Raw genomic sequence first — 17,455 nt, 5'->3', positions numbered from 1 at the left:
GAAGGGGACGGTCGTCCCGCTGTGGATCATGAGGGGGGCGATCCTTCTTGACGCCGAGAGTGCTCGTCGACGCGGCCGCGGTTCCGGCCGATCGCGGTGCGCTGATCAGGTATGTCGATGGGCTCGTCGCCGCACTGGACAGGGCGGGCGCTGATCTCGCGGTCGTCTGCCAGCGCGCCGACGCCGCCCGATACGCCGGGTTGGCGCCCTCCGCGCGGATTGTGCCCGGGCCTCACGGGATCACCAACCGGGCCGCCCGCCTGACATGGGAACAGACGGGTCTGCCGTTTCTGGCCCGGCAGGTCGGCGCCCAGGTCATCCACGCCCCTTACTACTCGATACCGCTGAGTCCCGGCCTGCCCACCGTGGCGACCGTGCACGACCTCACCTGCTTCACCGAGCCCCTGCAGCACGACGCGGTCAAGGCGGCGTTCTTCCGGGCCGCGACCCGCACGGCGGTCCGGCACGCCACCCGGGTGATCGTGCCCTCCAAGGCGACCAGGGACGAGCTGATCAGGATCCTCTCCGCCGACCCGACCCGCATCGACGTCGCCTACCACGGCGTCGATCCCGCGCTGTTCCACCCGCCGTCCGAGCGGGAGATCACACACGCCTCCGATCGGCTCGGCCTGCACGGCACCCCGTACGTCGCCTTCCTCGGCCCGCTGGAGCCGCGTAAGAACGTGCCGAACCTGATCCGCGGCTTCGTGCGGGCCGTCGAGAACATCCCCGCCCCGCCCGCCCTGGTGCTCGCGGGGGGCGTCCGCGACGCCGAGGTGGACGCCGCGGTGGAGAAGGTCCCCTCGACCGTTCGGGTGCTGCGTCCGGGTTTCCTGTCGTTCTCCGACCTGTGCGGCTTTCTCGGCGGTGCGGTGGTCGCGGCCTTCCCCTCGCGGGGCGAGGGCTTCGGGCTGCCGGTACTCGAGGCGATGGCCTGCGGTGCGCCGGTGCTCACCACCCACCGCACCTCGTTGCCCGAGGTGGGGGGCGACGCGGTCGCCTACACCGAGCCGGACGCCGAGAGCATCGCCGAGGCGCTGCGCACGCTGCTCTCCTCGCCCGAGCGCAGGGAGGCGCTGTCCGTGGCCGGGATCGCCCGCGCCAAGGAATTCACCTGGGAGGCCTCGGCGGAGGCACACCTGCTCTCCTATCAGCGCGCGGCCGAGTAGTGAGTTAACCTCTCGGCATGACGGAGACCCCCTTGCCCGATCTAGAGGCGATTCTCCTTGTCGGTGGACGAGGGACACGCCTGCGTCCGATGACGCTCGGCACCCCCAAACCCCTGCTGCCCACGGCCGGGGTTCCCTTCCTCGCCCACCAGCTCGCCAGGGCGAGGGCCTTCGGGGTGCGGCGCATCGTGTTCGCGACCTCCTACCGGGCGGAGATGTTCTCCGAGGCGTTCGGAGACGGCGAGGCGTTCGGCCTCGCGCTCGAATACATGACGGAGGAGGTCCCGCTCGGCACCGGTGGGGCGATCCGCAACGCCGCCGAGGCGCTCACCTGCGGTCCCGACGACCCGGTGCTCGTGCTCAACGGTGACATCCTGTCCGGTCACGACATCGGCGACCAGATCGCGACGCACGTCGCGAGGAGGGCCGCCGTCACCCTGCACCTGACCGAGGTGGAGGATCCCTCACGCTTCGGGTGCGTGCCCACCGACGAGGAAGGGCGGGTCACCGCCTTCCTGGAGAAGACCCCCAACCCGGTCACGAACCGGATCAACGCCGGATGTTACGTCTTCACCCGCTCGGTGATCGACACGATCCCCGAGGGCGAGGTCGTCTCGGTCGAGCGTGAGACCTTCCCCGGCCTGATCGAGGACGGCGCCCTGGTGCTCGGCTACGCCGACGCCTCCTACTGGCTCGACGTGGGCACGCCCGCGGCCTTCGTGAAGGGCTCCCGCGACCTGGTGCTCGGCCGTCTCGCCTCGCCCGCCCTGCCGGGGCCCACCGGTGACTTCCTCGCCCTGCCCGGCGCCATGATCTCGCCGGAGGCGAAGGTCTCCGGCGGTTCCGTGATCGGCGCCCGCGCGATCGTGGAGTCGGGAGCGCAGATCAGCGGCAGTGTCCTCGGGGACGACTGCGTCGTTCACTCGGGCGCGGTCGTGGTCGACTCGGTGGTCGGCATCGGCGCGCGTGTCAACTCTGGAGCGGTCCTGAGGGACGTCGTCCTCGGTGACGGCGCCGTGGTCGGCTCGGGGAACGAGCTGCTCGCGGGCAGCCGGGTCTGGCCCGGCGTCGTGCTTCCCGAGTTCGCGATCCGCTTCTCCAGCGACATCTGAGCGTCCGGGGCGCGTGGACCTTCGTGAGGGAACGCGAGTGGTGCCCGCCCTGGCCGGTCGACCTGGCGCTCGCGCTCGACCCGCACCGGCGCGGGACCGGCGACCCCACCCTGAGGTCGGTGCCCGGCGGCGCCTTCTGGCGGACCTCGCGCACGCCCGACGGTCCGGGGACGCTACGGGTGGCCCTCACGGGCGGCCGGGTGGCGGCCTCGGCGTGGGGGCCCGGGGCGGAGTGGATGCTGGAGACGCTTCCCGCGCTGCTGGGCGAGGGTGACGACGTCTCGGGGTTCGTTCCCGGGCACGAGGTGCTGCGGAACGCGGCGAGACGCTATCCGGGGCTGAGGATCGGCAGGACCTCACGGGTGCTTGAGGCGCTGGTCCCGGCCGTGCTGGAGCAGAAGGTGGTGTCCACGGAGGCGCGGCGGGCGTGGCGGTGGCTGCTGGGCCGCTACGGCGAGCCCGCGCCGGGTCCCGCGCCCGAGGGGATGAGGGTCTTTCCCCCACCCGAGGTGTGGTGGTCGATCCCTTCGTGGGACTGGCACCGCGCGGGGGCGGAGGCGGTGCGGGCCCGTACGATCGCGAACGCCGCCCGGCACGCGGGGAGGTTGGAGGCGGTCGAGGGCAGCGCCGACGCGGATCGGCTGCTGAGGGCGCTGCCCGGGATCGGGGTGTGGACGTCCGCCGAGGTGCGCCAGCGCTCGCACGGTGACGCGGACGCGATCTCGGTGGGCGACTTCCACCTGCCGTCGCTGGTCGGCTGGTCGCTCAGCGGTGAGCGGGTGGACGACGCGCGGATGTTGCGGCTGCTCGCTCCCTACCGGGGGCACCGGCACCGGGTCAGCCGGCTGCTGGGGTTGGGCGGTGTGCGGCCACCCGCTCGCGGGCCGAGGATGCCCGTGCGCGACTATCGGTCGTTCTGAGCACTCCCTCGGACGCCGGTGCGTGATCACCGGTCGTCCTGAGGATTCCCTCGTCGGGGAAGGGTTCGCCGCGTTGCCAGTCGAGGCTGTCGCGCGTGTCGGCTCCGATCAGCGGGGCGAGGACGGCGACGGCGGCGAGGGCGAGGAGAAACCAGAGCATTTTCGGCTCCTGCTGGGTGAGGTCCGAGGGGGTTCCCGCGGAGGATCGGGGCGGGCTTCCCGCGGGTGCGGGGTTCCGGTTGATGTCTCTAATTTATGCATCTGCAAGTATTTACGTCTATCGAGACTTACTTGACGGCATGCTTTAGAAACGCTGAAGTGTTCGGCCTTCGCTGCCGTCCGGTGCGGGTGGTGTCCTGGCGCCCGGACAGGGCCGTCGCCGGCTTGCGGCGTCCGGGCATTCGAGTGGGGCGGGCATCGGCTCCGGGGCCTGTGGTGCGGGCGCCGGGACCGTGAGCGGGTACCCGCCGCCCCACGTTCTCGTGTCGCGCCGTACTGTGCGGACATGAGCGCTAACCCCACCGACAACGCGATGCGCCGGGCTCTGGCCAGGGCCCGCGACGGCAAAGCTCTCGACATCACCGAAGCCACCGTCCTGCTGCACGCGCGGGACGAACATCTGGAGACCCTCCTCGACCACGCGGGGAGGGTGAGGGACGCCGGCCTGGAGGCGGTCGGCCGGCAAGGAGTCATCACCTACAGCCGCAAGGTCTTCATCCCCCTGACACGCCTGTGCCGCGACCGCTGCGGATACTGCACGTTCGCCACAGCCCCACACAAGCTGGAAAGCATGTTCCTGAGCCCCGACGAGGTGCTGGAGATCGCCGGGCAGGGCGCGGCGATGGGGTGCAAGGAGGCGCTGTTCACCCTGGGCGACCGGCCTGAGGACCGCTGGCACCAGGCCCGCGAGTGGCTGGACGCGCACGGCTACGACGACACGCTGTCCTACGTCCGCGCGATGGCCGTGCGGGTGCTCGAGGAGACCGGGTTGCTGCCGCACCTGAACCCGGGCGTCATGACCTGGCGAGACCTGCAGCGGCTCAAGCCGGTCGCGCCCTCCATGGGGATGATGCTGGAGACGACCTCGCGGCGGCTCTTCGAGGAGAAGGGGCAGGCGCACCACGGCTCGCCGGACAAGGATCCCGCCGTGCGGCTGCGCGTGCTCGAGGACGCCGGGCGGACGAACGTGCCGTTCACCAGCGGCATCCTCATCGGCATCGGGGAGACGGTCGCCGACCGCGCCGAGTCGCTCTTCGCGCTGCGCAGGGTGGCGCGCGAGTACGGCGGCATCCAGGAGATCATCGTCCAGAACTTCCGCGCCAAGCCGGACACCGCGATGCGCGGCATGCCGGACGCCGACCTGCAGGAGTTGGCCGCGACGATCGCGGTGACCCGGCTCGTGCTCGGACCGAAGATGAGGGTGCAGGCCCCGCCGAACCTGGTCGACTCCGAGTACGAGCTGATGATCAGGGCGGGCATCGACGACTGGGGCGGCGTCTCGCCGCTCACGCCCGACCACGTCAACCCCGAGCGTCCCTGGCCGCAGATCGACGACCTCGCCGCCCGGACGGCCGCGGCCGGGTTCGCGCTGCGCGAGCGGCTCACCATCTACCCCGAGTTCGTGCTGGCCGGGGAGCCCTGGCTCGACCCGAGGCTCAACGCGCACGTCGCAGCCCTGGCGGACCCCGAGACCGGGCTCGCCCGCGAGGACGCGGTCCTGACCGGCCGCCCCTGGCAGGAGCCCGACGGCGGTTTCGTCTCCCTGGGCCGCGTCGACCTGCACACGGCGGTCGACACCGAGGGGCGCGGCGCCGACCGCCGCGACGACTTCGACAGCGTGTACGGCGACTGGGAGGCGCTCAGGGAGCGTCTGCCCGCAGCCACCTCGGCCGTGAGGGGTGACGTACGGGAGGCCCTGAACCAGGCCGAGAGCGACCCGGCGGGCCTGAGCGACGCACAGGCGCTCGTCCTGCTGGACCTCGCGGGAGACCAGAACGGGGTGGGCGCCGACGACGCCGCGCTGGACGAACTCTGCCGGATCGCCGACGGCCTGCGCAGGGAGGCCGTCGGCGACGAGGTCACCTACGTGGTGAACCGGAACATCAACTTCACCAACGTCTGCTACACCGGCTGCCGCTTCTGCGCCTTCGCGCAGCGTCGTACCGACGCCGACGCCTACACCCTCTCCCTGGAGCAGGTCGCCGACCGCGCCTGGGAGGGCTGGCAGGCCGGGGCGACCGAGGTGTGCATGCAGGGCGGCATCCACCCCGACATGCCGGGCACCGCGTACTTCGACATCGCGAAGGCGGTCAAGGCGAGGGTGCCGGAGATGCACGTCCACGCGTTCTCACCGATGGAGGTGATCAACGGTGCCAGCCGCACCAACCTGTCCGTCGAGGACTGGCTGGTCGCCGCGAAGGAGGCGGGCGTCGACTCGCTCCCGGGCACCGCGGCGGAGATCCTCGACGACGACGTCCGCTGGGTGCTGACCAAGGGCAAGCTTCCCACCAGGGAGTGGGTCGAGGTCATCTCCACCGCGCACCGGGTCGGCATCCCGACGACCTCCACGATGATGTACGGCCACGTCGACAACCACGGGCACTGGGTGCGGCACATCCGGCTGATCCGCCGCATCCAGGAGGAGACCGGCGGGTTCACCGAGTTCGTACCGTTGCCGTTCGTCCACCACAGTGCGCCCATCTACCTGGCGGGGATCGCCCGTCCGGGTCCGACTGCGCGGGAGAACCGGGCCGTGCACGCGCTGGCGCGCGTCCTGCTGCACGGCGCGATCGCCAACATCCAGTGCTCGTGGGTGAAGCTCCAGGACGAGCTCTGCCGCGAGGTGCTGCTTGGCGGGGTCAACGACCTCGGCGGCACCCTGATGGAGGAGACGATCAGCAGGATGGCCGGGTCGGAGAACGGCTCCTTCAAGACCATCGGTGAGATCGAGGCGATGGTCGCCCCGACCGGGAGGCCGCTCCGGCAGCGGACCACCTCCTACGGCGTGCCGGACGCCGAGCGGGTGGCCGCGGCGAGGGCGAGTGACGGCGTCTGCCGCAGCGTTCGCCCCAACGCGCTTCCGCTGCTCTCCCTGGAGCCCTCGGCGAAGTTATAACAAGTTCTACGTCTGGCCGTCTTCGCGGAAGGTTCGTCGGCGCAATCGGCACTCCCCCTGTAGCCATATGTAGGGAGAGGTCCCGGTTTGTCGTCATCCGGCGGACACCGCGTGGCAGCCGGCATCGAACGCCGCCGGCGTCAGGCACGCGTACGTCTGTCGCCGGCGGCGGTCGCGGTCGCCGGGTCCGCCCGAACAGCCGACCCGGTGGCTCCCGTCAGCGGACGACGACGAAGTCGGACGCGAGCCTGGGGGGGCGGTCCCTCGGCGGGGCGGCAGGGTGGCCGATGGCGACGGCGCCCATCGGGTCCCAGTCCAGGGGCAGGTCGAGGACCTGCCTGACCACGTCGCGGCAGAACATGGTGGACGACACCCAGGCGGAGCCCAGGCCCTCCACCGCGAGCTGGACCAGGAAGTTCTGCACCCCCGCGCCGGTCGCGACCACGAACATCTCCCGCTCGGCCACATCACGCCGGTCGTCGCCGTAGGTGTGCGAGCCGTCCATCACCAGGCAGGGCACCGCCAAATAGGGGGCCGCGCGCAACACGTCGCCCCGCCTCACCCGCTTGGCGATCGACTCCTCGGAGAATCCGTCACCGCGCAGGTCGGCGATCCAGGCCTCCCGCATCGCGTCGAGCAGCTTCTCGCGGGTCTCCGCCGACTCCAGCAGGACGAACCGCCACGGGGTCGTGTGGTGCGGGGCGGGCGCGGCGATCGCGGCCTCGACCGCCCTGCGGACCTTGGCGCCGTCCACGGGGTCGGCGGAGAACTCGCGGACGGTCCTGCGGGCGAAGACCACGTCGCGCGAACCGTACCGGAACATGTCCTCGGCGGACGGGCGGAGCAGCTCACCGACTCCCGGACCGTCCTCCTCCGTGGTGTACTCCGCCAGACCTCTGATCACCGCCACCGGGGTCTGCGAGACCTTCCCCTTGACCAGGTCCCCGGCCGCCGCGAACTCGTCGGCGACGGCGGTCAGGGTGACCTCGAGCGGGTTGCCGTGGTCGTCGGACATGCCCCGGTAGTCGAGCGCGGGCGTCACCCCCGCGAGGCCGACGGCGAGGTCGGTCTGGCCGTTGCGCCACGGGCGGCCGAAGGTGTCGGAGATGACCACGCCGACCGACACGCCGAGCAGCTCCCTGACGCGCGCCCTGACGGCCGAGGCGGAGGCGTCCGGGTCGGCGGGCAGCAGGACGACCGTGCCGGGACGGGTGTTGGAGGCGTCGACCCCGGCGGCGGCCATCACGAACCCGTGCGCCGTCTCGGCGATCACGGTCTCACCCCTGCGGGCGACCACCCGCCTCGTCTCCGCCTCGACGGCCTCGGCGCGGGTCACGTCGTGCAGCACCCGGCCCTCGGCCTTGCTGGAGATCTTCGAGGTGACCACGAGGATGTCGCCGTTGCGCAGGTCGGGCAGGGCCGTGGCGATCAGTTCACCGACGTCGTCGCCCTCGCGCACCTCGGGCATACCGGGGACCGCGAAGACCTCCACCTTGACGTCCGAGGACTTCTCCTGCCCGCGCCTGAACCGGCTCATCACACACCTTCCTCAGGGGTCTCGCGGGTTCTCGTGGGTACGCCGGATCCGTTCGCGGCGGGAGAACCCGCGTACGGCGCCGGGGGGTCGGCGCGTCGGCCCGCGAGCCGTACGGCCATGTCCAGGGCGGCACGGGCGATGGCCGCGACGGACTCGATGTCGTGCATGATCAGCGGGCGGGCCTCGACGTCGACGCCGTCGAGGGCCACCCCGGCGTCCTCCTCCGCGACCAGCCAGCCGTCCACCAGCGATGATCCGTACAGTTCGAGGACCGCCTGCGCGGTGGTCTCCACGCCGATCGCGGTCAGGCAGGCGTCGGCCATGCCCCGGACGGGGGCGCCGCCGACGATGGGCGAGACGCCGACGACGGTCTTGCCCCCAAGGGCCTCGCGGACGCCCTTGATCTGCAGGATCGTGCCGATGCTGACGACCGGGTTGGACGGCGGGAGGATGACCGCGTCCGCGGCGGCGATGGACTCCAGCACTCCGGGGGCGGGGGAGGCATCGTCCGCGCCGACCAGGATGATCTGCTCGGCGGGGACCGAGGCGCGCAGCCGCACCCACCACTCCTGGAAGTGGATGGCGCGACGGCCCCGCTCGTCGGAGATGACGACGTGGGTCTCGGTCCTGTCGTCGCTCATCGGGATCAGGCGTACGCCCGGCTGCCAGCGCGCGCACAACGCCTCGGTGACCGCGGACAGGGGGTATCCGGCGTCGAGCATCTGGGTGCGCACGATGTGGGTGGCGAAGTCACGGTCGCCGAGGCCGAACCACTGCGGTTCGACGCCGTAGGCGGCCAGTTCCTCCTTGACGACGTGCGACTCGAACCGCCGTCCCCAGCCCTGCTCCTCGTCGATGCCGCCGCCCAGCGTGTACATCACGGTGTCGAGGTCGGGGCAGACTCGCAGGCCGTAGAGGTTGATGTCGTCACCGGTGTTGCCGATGACGGTGATCTCGGAATCGGGGGCCGCGGTGAGGAGGCCCCGCAGGAAACGGGCGCCGCCGATTCCGCCGGCGAGGGAGACGATGCGCATGCCGTCCAGTGTTCCACTAGGTCACCTGACCCGTTGTCGGGGTGCCGGCGGGCGATTCACACTACTCTTTTCATGATCGTTATGAGGGGCGCCCGCCCTGCCGGATCGCCTGGTAGGCCGCCCGAAATATGGGCTTATAGGGTGTCAACAAAGGGCTTGTGGGGTTGGTGGGCTTCCCGGGACCACCGGCAGCAAAGTCAGCCATGTGCAAAACTGGCCCGGGTTTACCTAAAGACCCTCTGGGGGTAGTTGTGATCAATGTCGAGGCAGGCCGGCTCCGGGGACCGGCGGCGTGGCTCATGGTCGCCTTCGGGTCCGCGAGCGTTCTCGTCGGCATCGAACGCCTGCTTTTCGGGGGTGGGCCGTCGTCCTCCTTCGCCGAGCGCTCGTCGGTCTTCACGGGGCAGTTCACCTCGCCGGTCGCGTCCGCGTTGCTCGTGGGGGCCGTGCTGCTGGCGACCAACTTCGGCCCGGTGATCGAGCGGCTGAAGGTGATGGCCCTCGTCGTGGTCGGCACGCTCGGGCTCTCCGCGCTGTTCGGCCTGATCGGCCTGTTCGGTGGGCTGTTCGGGGGCGTGGAGGGCTTCCTGGGGAAGGTCGAGTTCTTCCTCGTCAACCTGCCCGCCCTCGCGTTGACCGTGGTCGCGCTGCTGTACGTGCTGCCGAAGGCGATCCCGCCGGGCCAGCGCGACGACCCCTTCCGCGCCGGTGGCGGCTTCGGCCACTCCCCGGATCCGCAGGAGCAGCGGTACGCCTACGGCCGGCCGCCCGTCCCCGGGCAGCAGCCTCCCTTCCAGGGCCCCCAGAGCCCTCAGGGCGTTCCGGGACAGGGCGTTCCGCAGGGCGCGTACCCCCAGGCCCAGGGCGGCCCCCCTCCCCACGGTCCCCAGGGGCAGATGCCCCCGCAGGGCGTCCAGGGCTACCCGCAGGGGCAGGAGCCGCAAGGCGGTCAGGGCTATCCGCAGGGCCAGGGGCCGCAGGGTGGCCAGGGGTACCCGCAGGAGGCCCCGCCCGTCCCGGCCCCGCAGCCCCCGTACGACCGCCCCGCGCTCCCGCCGGCGCCCGCGCACAGTTCCGCCGGAACCCAGGAGGGATACGGCCGGCAGGAGGCCCCCCACGCGCAGCCCGCGCCGCAGGCCGGTGAGGGATATTCCCAGGCCCCCTACTCGCCGCCCGTCGAGAACCAGCCCTACGCCGCCCAGCCCGGCTCCTACGCTCAGCCGTCCCAGCAGCGGGAGCCGCAGGGGCAGGGATACGCGCAGCAGGAGCAGAACCACCCGCAGCCCGCCTCCCCTGCGGAGAGCTACACCCCGAACCCGTACGTCGCGGCGGACGTCCAGCCCTCGACCCCGGCCAAGCCGTACGACCCCCCGACCACGGCCTACGACCCGCCGATCTACGCCGCCCCGGTGGAGCCGCACGCCCAGACGGAACCCCGTCTGCCGAGCTATCCGCAGTTCCCCGACTCCTCGTCGTACGGTCAGGAGTCGCAGGACTTCGGCAGGCAGGCTGAGTCTTCGGCGTCCCCGGCGTCCCCGGCGTCTTCGGCGTCTTTGGCGTCCCCGGCGTTCCCCGAGTCCCCGGCCTCGCCGGTTTCCCCCGCGTACGGTCAGGAGTCGCAGCCGTCGGGATCCGGGCGGCACTCCAGCCCCCGGCTGCCGAGCTACTCCCAGTACTCCGAGTCTTCGCCGTCCTCGTCGTCCTCGTCGTACGGTCAGGGGTCGCAGGACTTCGGCAGGCAGGCCGACTCGTCCGCGTACGGTCACCAGTCGGACCGGTCGCGGTCCGACTACGGACAGACCGCTTCTTCCGGACAGTCCGACCCGCTCTTCGGCCGCCAGGACGAGCCCCCGACTTCTCCGGTCTCGCCGGTTTCTCCCGCGTACGGTCAGGAGTCGCGACAGCCGGGCTACCCGCAACCGGAGCAGCCGAGCTACTCGCAGCCCGATCCGCAGGGATACCCGCACGCCGACTCGCAGGGCTACCAGCGGTCCGAGGCCCCGGGCTTCGGCGGGCACCGGGAGTCGCAGTCCTTCCCGCAGCCGGAGCCGCAGTCGCCCGGCTACGGGCACCAGCCCGAGCAGCAGGCCGAGGGGCACCAGGGCCGGTCGGCGGACAGCCGGCAGCACCCGCCGTTCGACGGCCCGCCGCAGCCTTTCCCGCAGCCCCCGGAGAACTACGGCCAGCCGTTCACCGGCTACTCCGGCGCCGAGTTCGGCCGCCAGGGTGAGCAGAGCCAGGCCTACCCGGCGCCCGACCCGGTGGACCTCAGGTCCCAGCAGATGGCCCAGGCCTACCAGCAGGCGGAGAGCTACCAGCAGCAGGCCCAGCAGGGCGGCACCGAGCCGCAGCTGCGCGTTCCCGAGTACGGTTCCCCGGGTTATGAGGGCCCGTTCGGGCACCCGCAGACCCCTGAGGCCCCGCAGTCCCCGCAGCCCTCGCAGCCCCCTCAGGCTCCGCAGGACTCCCAGGCGCCGTACCAGTCCCACCAGTGGGACCCCCAGTCGGAGACGACGGTCCGGTTCGACCCGAGCGCCTACCAGGGAGACCCGCTGAGCGGTCCCTCGCCCGCGGCCAGGACGTGGGATTCGCAGCCGATAGACCCCACGGCGATCTACAAGCCCGAACAACGCCCAGGTCAGGTCACGGATGAGGAAACCCCGGATAGAGAGAGGGTGGGCCCCGGTCAGGATCAGAACATGTCCTGGTACGGTTCCGACCGCCGAGAGCACTGAGCCCCTGGCGGTCGAAGCGATCACCTGGTGCAATTGCCGTCGTGGCAGGCACACGACCCACAACCGGGGAGAGCAGGTCTTTCCCCGGATACCAGCATGCCGCTTGACGCCACACCGAGCACACGCGTGTAATTACACACGTGTTGTTACGCCTTCCTCTGGGTGGGTAAGGGGGAGGCGTTCATAGGGGGGCTCCAATTTTGCGGGCTTGCGGCAGGGAGGTGTGCAGTGGCCGACCTGGTCATCGCACAGGAGAGCATCGCTGAAGAGCAGCTTGGCTGGCAGGAGCGCGCCTTGTGCGCGCAGACCGACCCGGAGGCGTTCTTCCCGGAGAAGGGAGGGTCCACCCGCGAGGCCAAGAAGGTTTGCCGCTCCTGCGAGGTGCGTGCCGAGTGTCTTGAGTACGCACTTGAACACGACGAGCGGTTTGGAATCTGGGGTGGGTTGTCGGAGCGTGAACGCCGCCGCATCAAGCGTGAGGCGGTCTGAGCCGTCCGGAGACCGGGTGGCTGGAAGGCTTGAGCGCTCCGGGACGTCCGGGCACCGACGAACACTATGAACACGACGAACACCATGAACGCCGATCGAGACCGAGACGCCGAACCGGCGGCGAAGAGGCTTGATCGGTCTGGCAGAAGTGCATGACGCCTCTCGGAGGCGTTTGACGAATATGTCCACGGGGTCACGTGACCGTCGGTCACGTGACCCTTTTTTCATGCCCGCGACCAGGTGTAAGACATAGTCCGACAGAGGGTGCCGTATCGTTAGCGCGCCGATCATCACCACTCCTGAACACGGGACATATGTCCATCACCGACCCCCCGCACCCCCAGCGCCCCCACCACACCGTCACCGCGATCGTCGTCTCCCACGACGGTTCCCGCTGGCTGGGGGAGACCCTGGAAGCCCTGCTCAAACAGACCCGCCCGGTGGACCGGGTCGTCGGGGTCGACAACGGCAGCAGGGACGGCAGCGCCGCGCTGCTCACCGCGGCCCTCGGCTCCAGGGCGGTGCTGACCCTGCCGCGCTCGACCGGTTTCGGCGAGGCCGTCGCCGAGGTCCTCGACCGGCTCGGCCCCGGTGGCGGACAGGAGTGGATCTGGCTGCTGCACGACGACTGCGCCCCGGACGTCCACGCCCTGCGGCTCCTGCTGGAGGCCGCCGACGAGGACCCCAAGGCGGCGGTGCTCGGGCCCAAGCTCCGCGACTGGCTCGACCGGCGGCTCCTGCTCGAGGTCGGCGTCACCGTCGACCGTACCGGCCGCAGGGACACCGGGCTGGAGGCCCGCGAGTTCGACCAGGGGCAGTACGACGGGACCAGGGACGTGCTCTCGGTCTCCACCGCGGGCATGCTGGTCCGCAGGGACGTCTGGGAGGAGGTCGGCGGGCTCGATCCCGCCCTGCCGCTGTTCCGCGACGATCTCGACCTGTGCTGGCGCGTCAGGAACGCCGGACACCGCGTGCGGAACGTCACGGGGGCGATCGCCTGGCACGCGGAGGCGGCCACCCGGCGGCGGCGCCGCATCACCGCGAGCGGGGACCACCCCCGCCGCCTGGATCGCCGCAACGCACTCTTCGTCGTCATGGCGAACCTGCCCCTGCGCCCGCTGCTGTGGGCACTGGTGCGCAACGCCTTCGGGTCGATCTTCCGTACGGTGTTGTTCCTCGTGGCCAAGCAGCCCGCCAACGCGCTGGACGAGTTTCTCGCGTTCGGCTCGGTGTTCGGCCACCCCATCCGGATGATCAAGGCAAGGCGGGTGCGGGCGAGGGGCCGCAGGCAGGGGTACGCGGCGGTGGGCCGGCTCCTCACCCCGCCGGGCGCCGGTTACCGCCGGCTCGTCGACAGGGCACAGAGCTACCTGGCCGGGGGCGGGTTCGTGGAGTCCGCGGGACGCCACCACGCCATGGCGGCCTCGCCGCACGCGCAGGAGGACGGCGAGGAACTGCTCACCGACGCCGGGGTGATGCAGCGCGTCTTCGGAAACCCCGGCGTCCTGCTCTTCCTGGCGCTCGTCCTGGTGACGCTGGTCGCCGAGCGCGCGGTGACCGGCGGGGCCAGGCTGGGCGGCGGCGCGCTCGTCCCGGTGATCGGCGGGGCCTCCGACCTGTGGGACCTCTACCGCGCGAGCTACCACCAGGTGGGGCTGGGCACCGACGCGTGGGCCCCGCCGTATGTGGCGGTGCTGGCCGTGCTCTCCACGGTGCTGCTCGGCAAGACGTGGCTCGCGGTGTCGCTGCTGCTGCTCGGCTGCGTGCCGCTGGCGGGGATCTCCGCGTACGCGGCCACCCGGTCGATGATCCCCGGCCGCTGGACCAGGGTCTGGCTCGCCTCCTCGTACGCCCTCCTGCCGGTCGCCACCGGCGCGGTCGCCGCGGGACGGCTCGGCACCGCGGTGGTCTTCGTGCTGCTGCCCGTCTACGCGGCGCTCGCCACCGCCGTCCTCACCGCGGAGCGCCGTCGCGCCCGCCGCGCCGCCTGGGGCCTGGGACTCCTCCTCGCCGTCGGCACGGCCTTCGCCCCGCTGGTCTACCCGCTGGCCGCGATCCTCGGCGCGCTGGCGGCGCTCGCCTTCCCGCGCAGGGGCGTCGCGGTCTCGATGCTCGTGGCGTTCGCCGTTCCCGTGGCCCTGTTGTTCCCCTGGCTCGTCCAGGTGGTCGCCGACCCCGGGCAGCTGCTGCTGGAGGCCGGGCTGCACCAGCCGGAGCTGGTCGACCCCGCGCTGCCCGCCGGGTCGCTGTTGTTGCTCAGCCCCGGCGGTCCCGGCATGCCGCCGCTCTGGGTGACCGGCGGACTCCTCGCCGCCTGCCTGCTCGCGCTGCTGATGCGCCGCAACCGGATGGTGATCGCGGTCGGCTGGGGCGTCGCGCTCTTCGGGGTGCTGGTGGCGATCCTGGTCAGCAGGACCACCGTCACCTCGATCAACGGCGACGTCGAGGCCCCCGCGTGGCCGGGGGTGCCGCTCGCCTTCGCCGCCACCGGCATGCTCGTGGTGGCCGCGCTCACCGCCGACAGGATCGTGGAGTTCCGGGCCGCGGGGGGAGTACGCAGGCTCGCCGCGCTCGGTGTCGTGCTGGTCGCGTTCTCCACGCCGCTGCTCGCGGCGGGCATGTGGATCGTGAAGGGCGTGGACGGCCCGCTCCGGGGGACCGTGCGCGACGTCATGCCGGCCCTCGCCGTGAACAACTCCTCGGGCGGCGAGCGAACCCTGCTGCTGCGCTCCTCACCGGGCGGTCTGCTCTTCACCGTGCTGCGCGGGCGCACCCCGGTGGTCGGCGAGGCCGACATCCCCGTCCCCGACGGTCCCAGGGAGCTGGTCCGCCTCGCCGCGGCAGGGCTGGTGTCCGGCAGGGGCGGTGACGACGCCCGGGTCCTCGCGGCCCACGGCGTGCGGTTCGTCGTGGTGACCGCGCCCGTCGATCCGGAGATCAGCCACGCGCTCGACTCGCAGCCCTCGCTGGCGAGGATGAGCCTGTCCCGTTCGGTCGGCGTGTGGCGGCTCACCCAGCCGATCGCCCTTCCCGTGCCCCCGCCGGGAGACCCCTGGCACGGCCGCTGGCTCTGGGCCCAGGCCGTGCTGGTGCTGGTCGTCTCGGTCCTGGCCGCACCCGGGGCGCGTACCGAGTCCGACGAGCCCGCGCTCCCCCAGAACCTGCCCGAATCTCGCAGAGAGCTGGCCGCCCGGTGAAATCCCTGATCGAGAACCGGTTCAGCCTGCTGGTGCTGGTCCTGGTGGCCCTCCTCGCCCTGTACGGGGTGGCCTACGCCACCCAGCCGCAGGCCGTCGTCGTCCCCGCCCCGGGGTTCGAGAAGGTGCCCGTCGCCTCGGTGACGGCCGTCTGCCCGGCGCCCGGAGACACCTCCGTCGGGGTGGTCGTCCCGCCGGGCAGCCGGGAGCCGGGCTCCGCGACGCTCGTCACGGGCGACAAGAGCCTCGCCACCGTCGATGTCCCCGGACGTCTCTGGCACAACGAGGTGCCGGCCTCGTCGCCGCCCCTCGTCGTCGCGGCCACCGGGAGCATGGCGGCCGGTCTGGAGATGTCGCAGACCCGCAGGGAGAAGTCGGGCGAGCAGCGAGGACTGGCGGGGACACGCTGCACGGAGCCGACGGCGAGCACCTGGCTGGTCGGGCCGGGGCCGGCGGCGGCGGACGTCACGCTGTACCTGACCAACGCCGATCTCGCCCCGGCCATCGCGGAGATCATGGTCTACACGGGCGAGGGGCCGGTGTTCGACGACTCGGGCGGCGTGTTCACCCTCAAGCCGGGCCAGAGCCGCTCGATCAAGGTCGTGGACATCGCCCCCTCGGCGCTCGTCGTGGCGATCCAGGTCCGTACCAGCGCGGGGCGGGTCACCGCCGCGGCACGGGCGATCATGAACGACGGGCGGGGCGTGGACTGGCTGCCCGCCTCCGCGCCCCCCGCCACCCGCGTCGTCGTGCCGGGCATTCCCGGCGGCGGGGGGAAACGCGAGCTGATCGTCGCCTCCGCCGAGGAGTTCGACACCCTGGTGGAGGTCAAGGCACTCACCCCCGAAGGGACGTACGCGCTCCAGGGCCGCGAACTCGTCGAGGTGCCCGCGGGTTCCGTGACGAGCCTCGACCTGTCCGGCGGGATCGGCGGCCAGCCGTCCGCGCTGGTGCTCACCTCGGACACCCCGATCGTCGCCGGGCTCGTCGCCACCGGCACCGGTTCGAAGACCGACGTGGCCTTCACGGCGGGGGCGGCCCCCATCGACCTGGGCAGCGTCGTCGCCGACAACCGTACGGGCGGCAAGGTGAGCTCCCGGCTGCTGCTGACCGCGCCGGACACGGCCGGCCTGGTGAGCGTGCAGGTGATCTCGCGCGAGGACGATCCGCGCGAGCCGTTCCAGGTGGAGATCCCCGCCGAGCGGACCAAGCAGGTCGCGCTCACCAAGGTGGACGGGCCCTTCGCGGTGGTCGTGCAACCGCTGCCCGGTTCGGGGCCGGTCTACGGGGGGCGTGTCCTGGAGGAACGGCTCAAGGGCGGGCCCGCGCTGACCGTGCAGCCGCTCGCTCCCGCCCGCATGTGGGCGCTGATCCCGCCGATCGCCGAGTCCGCCGCGACCGTCCTGCCCTGAATGGTCCTGCCCCGAACGGGGTTCTGCGTCGGAAGGCCACGGGACCGTCGTGATCTCCCGTGTCGTGCCGGGTCGGTCGTGGCCGCCTCGGGACGCGGCGGGGACGGCCCTCTGCGGCGCGGCGGGTCAGTCGTGGTCGTCGAAGCCGGGATCGACCGACTCGGGGGAGAGCCCGAACAGGCCCGCGACCTGCTCGACCACCGTCTCGTGCACCATCGCGCCCAGGTGGTCGCGGTCGCGCGCCCTGCTCTCCAGAGGGCGACGGTAGATGATCACAACGGCCGGGCGGCTCCCCGCGGCGGGCTCCGAGCGCCCGAAGGGGATGGGGTCGCCGTTCAACAGTCCGGGACCGTCGCCCAGCTCGCTGATCGGCGGGACCTCCTCGACCGCGAACTCCACGGCGGACAACTGCTTGGCCCACCGGGGCTTGAGACGGTCGACGGCGTCCAGGACGAGATCGTCGAACCGCTCGCTGCGGGCCTTGGCGATCGGCACGTGCGAGGGCGCCAGCGGGCCGCGCAGGCCGCGACCATGCCTGTCGCGCCTGCGGGGAGGGCGGGGTCTGCCGGGTGCCGGGCTCACGGCCCCAGCTTAGACGTGACCCGGACAAGGGCGGGAGGTGCCGTGACCGGAGTGCGGGCGGACGGAAGGTGTGACGGCGGGGACGTGGGTGAAGGGGGATGCCGAGGAGAGGTGCGCGGACGACAGGAGTGATGTGGCAGAGCGGTAGGGGGA

The 17,455-nt window shown here is 71.9% G+C and carries 11 protein-coding genes; 8 read left to right on the top strand and 3 right to left on the bottom strand.

Features of this window, described 5'->3' with window-relative positions:
- Positions 1 to 47 precede the first annotated feature (47 nt).
- The 4 genes from ABZ664_RS03470 (at position 48) to ABZ664_RS03455 (ending at position 6,316) form a co-directional block, all read left to right on the top strand.
- The gene (locus tag ABZ664_RS03470) at positions 48 to 1,169 is read left to right on the top strand and encodes a glycosyltransferase family 1 protein (RefSeq protein WP_362502331.1); all 1,122 of its coding nucleotides are present in this window, start codon (positions 48 to 50) and stop codon (positions 1,167 to 1,169) included.
- Between the two features lie 17 nt (positions 1,170 to 1,186).
- The gene (locus ABZ664_RS03465; protein WP_362502328.1) at positions 1,187 to 2,281 is read left to right on the top strand and encodes an NDP-sugar synthase; all 1,095 of its coding nucleotides are present in this window, start codon (positions 1,187 to 1,189) and stop codon (positions 2,279 to 2,281) included.
- Between the two features lie 23 nt (positions 2,282 to 2,304).
- On the top strand, positions 2,305 to 3,201 hold the full coding sequence (locus tag ABZ664_RS03460; protein WP_362502325.1) for a DNA-3-methyladenine glycosylase 2 family protein: 897 nt from the start codon (positions 2,305 to 2,307) through the stop codon (positions 3,199 to 3,201).
- Between the two features lie 505 nt (positions 3,202 to 3,706).
- Positions 3,707 to 6,316, top strand: coding sequence for a bifunctional FO biosynthesis protein CofGH (locus ABZ664_RS03455; RefSeq protein ID WP_362502322.1), 2,610 nt, complete (start codon positions 3,707 to 3,709; stop codon positions 6,314 to 6,316).
- A gap of 217 nt (positions 6,317 to 6,533) precedes the next feature.
- On the opposite strand, the gene ABZ664_RS03450 is transcribed toward ABZ664_RS03455, so the two are convergent.
- Both ABZ664_RS03450 and cofD read right to left on the bottom strand, forming a co-directional pair.
- Positions 6,534 to 7,853 (bottom strand): coenzyme F420-0:L-glutamate ligase, encoded by a 1,320-nt coding sequence (locus ABZ664_RS03450; protein WP_362502319.1) that lies wholly within the window; start codon positions 7,851 to 7,853, stop codon positions 6,534 to 6,536.
- A complete protein-coding gene (cofD, locus tag ABZ664_RS03445) occupies positions 7,853 to 8,887 on the bottom strand; it encodes a 2-phospho-L-lactate transferase (protein WP_362502316.1) in 1,035 nt (344 codons plus the stop codon). The genes ABZ664_RS03450 and cofD overlap by 1 nt, the downstream gene beginning before the upstream one ends.
- A gap of 251 nt (positions 8,888 to 9,138) precedes the next feature.
- On the opposite strand from cofD, the gene ABZ664_RS03440 reads away from it, so the two are divergent.
- The 4 genes from ABZ664_RS03440 to ABZ664_RS03425 all read left to right on the top strand — a co-directional run bounded on the left by ABZ664_RS03440 (position 9,139) and on the right by ABZ664_RS03425 (position 16,720).
- Positions 9,139 to 11,622, top strand: a complete 2,484-nt coding sequence (locus tag ABZ664_RS03440; RefSeq protein WP_362502313.1) for a hypothetical protein — start codon at positions 9,139 to 9,141, stop codon at positions 11,620 to 11,622.
- Positions 11,623 to 11,850: 228 nt separating this feature from the next.
- Positions 11,851 to 12,111 (top strand): WhiB family transcriptional regulator, encoded by a 261-nt coding sequence (locus ABZ664_RS03435; RefSeq protein WP_037969494.1) that lies wholly within the window; start codon positions 11,851 to 11,853, stop codon positions 12,109 to 12,111.
- A gap of 314 nt (positions 12,112 to 12,425) precedes the next feature.
- The gene (locus ABZ664_RS03430; RefSeq protein WP_362502309.1) at positions 12,426 to 15,308 is read left to right on the top strand and encodes a glycosyltransferase family 2 protein; all 2,883 of its coding nucleotides are present in this window, start codon (positions 12,426 to 12,428) and stop codon (positions 15,306 to 15,308) included.
- Positions 15,305 to 16,720, top strand: a complete 1,416-nt coding sequence (locus ABZ664_RS03425) for a DUF5719 family protein (protein WP_362502306.1) — start codon at positions 15,305 to 15,307, stop codon at positions 16,718 to 16,720. The genes ABZ664_RS03430 and ABZ664_RS03425 overlap by 4 nt, the downstream gene beginning before the upstream one ends.
- Positions 16,721 to 16,846: 126 nt before the next feature.
- Here ABZ664_RS03425 and ABZ664_RS03420 read toward each other — a convergent pair whose 3' ends face one another.
- Complete coding sequence (locus ABZ664_RS03420) at positions 16,847 to 17,302, bottom strand: metallopeptidase family protein (protein WP_350946475.1); 456 nt, start codon at positions 17,300 to 17,302, stop codon at positions 16,847 to 16,849.
- Positions 17,303 to 17,455 lie beyond the last annotated feature (153 nt).

It is taken from the genome of Streptosporangium sp. NPDC006930, assembly GCF_040635605.1.
In the GTDB taxonomy this organism is placed as follows: Bacteria; Actinomycetota; Actinomycetes; order Streptosporangiales; family Streptosporangiaceae; genus Streptosporangium.
Note: the sequence above shows the minus strand (reverse complement) of the source record. Positions and strands in the feature narration are given on the sequence as shown.